This is a genomic window from Nitrospiraceae bacterium (assembly GCA_035623075.1).
Classification (GTDB): domain Bacteria; phylum Nitrospirota; class Nitrospiria; order Nitrospirales; family Nitrospiraceae; genus DASPUC01.
Window position 1 is genome coordinate 1 of the sequence record DASPUC010000028.1, and the last position, 3,888, is coordinate 3,888.

5 protein-coding genes are annotated in these 3,888 nt (G+C 56.8%); 4 read left to right on the forward strand and 1 reads right to left on the reverse strand.

Annotated features, from left to right (window positions below):
- Positions 1-349: 349 nt before the first annotated feature.
- Positions 350-793: an RES family NAD+ phosphorylase gene (locus VEI50_10025; protein HXX75455.1), complete on the forward strand. Its 444-nt coding sequence runs from the start codon at positions 350-352 to the stop codon at positions 791-793.
- Positions 794-1,092: 299 nt separating this feature from the next.
- On the opposite strand, the gene VEI50_10030 is transcribed toward VEI50_10025, so the two are convergent.
- A complete protein-coding gene (locus VEI50_10030) occupies positions 1,093-1,419 on the reverse strand; it encodes a hypothetical protein (protein HXX75456.1) in 327 nt (108 codons plus the stop codon).
- Positions 1,420-1,767: 348 nt separating this feature from the next.
- Between VEI50_10030 and VEI50_10035 the strand changes: the two genes are divergently transcribed.
- From VEI50_10035 to VEI50_10045, 3 genes are all read left to right on the forward strand, one after another.
- Positions 1,768-2,802: a response regulator gene (locus tag VEI50_10035; GenBank protein ID HXX75457.1), complete on the forward strand. Its 1,035-nt coding sequence runs from the start codon at positions 1,768-1,770 to the stop codon at positions 2,800-2,802.
- A gap of 48 nt (positions 2,803-2,850) precedes the next feature.
- Positions 2,851-3,093, forward strand: coding sequence for a hypothetical protein (locus VEI50_10040; protein ID HXX75458.1), 243 nt, complete (start codon positions 2,851-2,853; stop codon positions 3,091-3,093).
- A 21-nt stretch (positions 3,094-3,114) separates the two neighbouring features.
- Positions 3,115-3,888: DUF697 domain-containing protein (locus VEI50_10045; protein HXX75459.1), on the forward strand; the 774-nt coding region annotated here is incomplete at its 3' end.

A 3,888-nucleotide genomic window follows, 5' to 3' on the forward strand; every position in this document is an offset into this window, starting at 1 on the left:
AAGGATGGAGGCGCCACGCTCGGAACGGGCACTCTCATCGGTGGCAAGGCGACGTTCAAGACCTCAGGGCTGTCGGCGGGGGCGCACTCCATAACGGCGGTCTACGGTGGCTCGACGAGCTACAGCGGCAGCACATCGCCCGTGCTGACGCAGACGGTGAACCGATGACTGCCGGCTTCCGGAGTGACGAGGGCCGGTGGCCCACTCAAGCCCGGTTTTGTGGCTTGAATGGAATGGGCACTGAGCCGGGACGGAGAGACCTGGGGACAGACGGGATGTTTCAACTCGTCTCATAAATTCCTGAACAGGATTTGCATGCAGCCAAGGCGGACCATGCCAAAGAAGTGAAATGGCGAGGTCCCTAAAGTCGTCGAGCCGTGACCCCACCGGCGAGGGCGCGCCTCGTGGGCGGTCGCTGCAACAGCCGCGGAGTGCGGGTTGTCTATGCCTCAACTTCTTAGCGCTTGCGGCAATTGAGACCTTTGTAAATCTGGAACCAAATCTCCAGCCCAACGACTTGGTTTCGATCGAGGGCGACATTCCCGACGAGCTTGAAATTGGACGATTGGACCCGAAAGGACTTTCCGTCCATTGGTACGAAACGAGAGATGAATCGTTGCGTCGGTTCGGAGATGAGTGGATTCGTGCCGGGCACGGGACGGCTCTGCTAGTCCCGTCGGCTGCGATCCGTGGCGAATGGAATATCCTGCTGAACCCGGCTCACCGGGACTTTTCCAAGATCAGGTTCCAAGACCCGCTGCCGTTTGAATTCGACGCGCGCATGTTCCGTTGACGAAGTGAAGTGTGGCCATGCAGCAGGGTAGCAGTAATGTCGGCGCTTACGAGGCAAGGACGCACTTCTCTCAACTACTAGAAAGGATGGAAGCGGCGAGGAGATCATTATCACCAGGCATGGCGCACCGGTAGCGAAGCTCGTGCCTGTGAAAAGAAGCAAGCCCAGAGCAGCACGCCGCCGCCATTACGGATTCAGAAGCTCGGCGCCAGTCTGTCCCTTCTAGCCTCTCTTCCTAAACATCCGAACCGCGATGTAGATGACCACCACGATGATTGCGGCTTCAATCAAAAGCCTCATTATGCAGCCTTCTTCTGCGCTTGCTGTTGAACCCTCGCCTTCGCCCACCGAAGTCGCTGCCCTGCCGCGATCTTATTCCGGGCGGCTCGGCTCAAATTGCGCTTTGGCTTGGACGCCTTGGCCTGCTTGAACCTTGCCCACCTCGCCCGTTGCGCAGCCGCGATCCTAGCGCGTCCAGCGGCTGATATCCTGCGTGTCTTCCGGGACGCTCTCCTCAAGTACCGTGCTAGCCGACCCGGCGAATTGACACCTTCGAGGGCTGCTATTACACGCTCGATGCGGTCGCGCTCCGCACGAAGTTCCACAAGAATCCTGTTAGTGTCCATAATGACTCCTCGGCTGGCATCTTAACAGGCCGAAAGGAAAGCTCACAAGGCGAGTTATGTCAGCTTGGTCCAGACAGAATGGGCATAGTGCGCAGCCGATCAAGTGGAGCAGTCTGTGTATTGTCCCTCGATGCTCTGGCTAACTGGGGCCGGCTGTTTCATGTTCTGACCCAGTTGACATTTCCAAATCGGGAATAACGGGACAAATCATGGCTCTGGAGGAACCACAAGGTTGCTTTGGCGCAATGACCAAACCTTTCCCATATGTAATCCTGAGTGATACTTGAGTCATAGTCTCAACCTCGCCTGTCAGTGATTCGGGCTTGAACTGGGACAGGCGGTGGCGGCTTGGAAAGATCAGCCATTCGGGTTCTCGTCGTAGATGACTACGAGGCTTGGCGGCGCTTCGTCCGTTCGACGCTTCAAGAACAGCCGGGTCTGCAGATCATTGGCGAAGTATCGGACGGGCTGGAGGCGGTTCAGAAGGCGGAAGAACTCCAACCAGACCTGATTTTGCTGGACGTTGGGCTCCCGCAGCTGAATGGAATCGAGGCTGCCCGACGAATCCGCAGGGTCTCCCCCCACTCCACAATACTCTTCGTAAGCCTACTCGCCTCCGCCGATGTGGTGCGAGCGGCCCTTGGGACGGGTGCAAGGGGTTACGTTTTCAAAACCGATGCCCGAAGCGAGCTTTTGACCGCTGTGAACGCGGTTCTGCGGGGCTACCAATTTGTCAGCAGCAGATTTGCGGGTCACGATTTTATCGGGGCTTCGGATGCCCGAGGTCTCGAAAGCGTCCGACTCAATAGGGTCTCCACATCGCTCTTGCCGTACAACGGCGAAATCGCCCACCGCCACCAGGCGGGGTTCTATTCTGATGATCGATGGTTTCTAGATGACCTGACGCAGTTCATCGGAACTGCTCTCAAGGCGGGGAATCCGGCTATCGTTGTTGCGACCCAGTCGCACCGGGACAACCTTCTTCAACGATTGCAGGCTTACGGTTTGGACATCGGTGCAGCTATTGAGCAGGGCAGATACATCGCATTGGATGCTGCCGCCACGGTCTCGACATTCATGCTCAACGACCTGCCCGACCCGGCTCGCTTCTTGGAGCTGGCGGGCAAGCTCATTACGACAGCTGCCAAGTCTATATCCAGAGAGCATCCGCGAGTCGCGCTGTGTGGAGAATGTGATCCTCCTCTCTGGACGATAGGCAACGGAGAGGCAGCGATTAAGTTGGAACAACTCTGGAACGTGATCGCTGGGCGGTACGACGTGGATATTCATTGTGAGTATCCACTGAACAGCTTCCACGGGGAGCAAGGCCACCACATCTTCGAACGAATCTGTGCAGAGCATTCCGCCGTCTATTCCCGGTGATTTATCAGGGTCAGAATGTCATGCGGCAGCGTCCCCTGCAATATCACGATGATGAGAACAGCAAGCGCGGATGGGGAGCGTTGTGACACGTATGACTTCCCGCACAGCACTGCCCGGTCAACCGGGTCGTGGGCGGGGTTCGGAAACGACGCAAGCAATAGTGGGAGCCGGACGCTGTGGGTTCTGTGGGAAGCGGGCAAGCAGGAAGCCGGGCCTGTGTCCGAAATCCCAGTTTTTGGTGATCGGTACGTGCTATCGAATATCGAAGTGCTGGAAAGTGCAGAACGTTGAGAAGCGGTACTGGAGCAGCTGATGTCCAAAACGATCAAGAAAATCGCGCTACTGATCGCCGTGTTCATTCTGACCGTCTTTGTCGTATTTGTTTTTAATCAAACGATGGAGATTGTCCAAGAAGCCAAGAGTTTGAATCTCACCCTCGGCAACGGTCTAATGTGGGGTCTCCTTTTCACCTACTCCATACTGCTCACAACCCCACTCGTGCTTTGGTTTCGGTTGCCGAAACGGATGGCACCGCCAACGACCTCAGAGGGTGAGGCTTATGACCGTTTTCTCTTCGATTTCAAGCGGCGCCTGTCACGCCATCCCCATCTTCGCGGACTCCCTTTGGATTCCGAGACAGACATCGAAGCCGCCCTCCGGATACTCGACAAGCACGCCGACGACGTGGTCAGCTCCACTGCCTCGGCAGTCTTCCTCAGCACTGCCGTACTGCAAAGCGGGCGGCTGGACGTTTTGGTGGTCTTCGCTGCTCAGACTCGGCTCATCTGGAAGATTGCCCACGTTTACTATCAAAGACCTTCGCTGCGCGACTTCATGCAACTGTATGCCAACGTTGCGTCCACCGCCCTTATCGCTGCGGGGATCGAGGACATCGACGTGGACGTACTGGTCGGAACGATCTTCGGTTCCACCGTCGCAGCCATTCCGGGTATGCACCTGCTGGCGAGTTCTATCTTGTCGGGGTCAGCCAATGCATTCTTGAGCCTTCGTGTGGGAATAATCACCAAAGAGTACTGTCGCTGCACCACACGAGTCGAAAAGAAAGGGCTGCGTCGGGCAGCAACA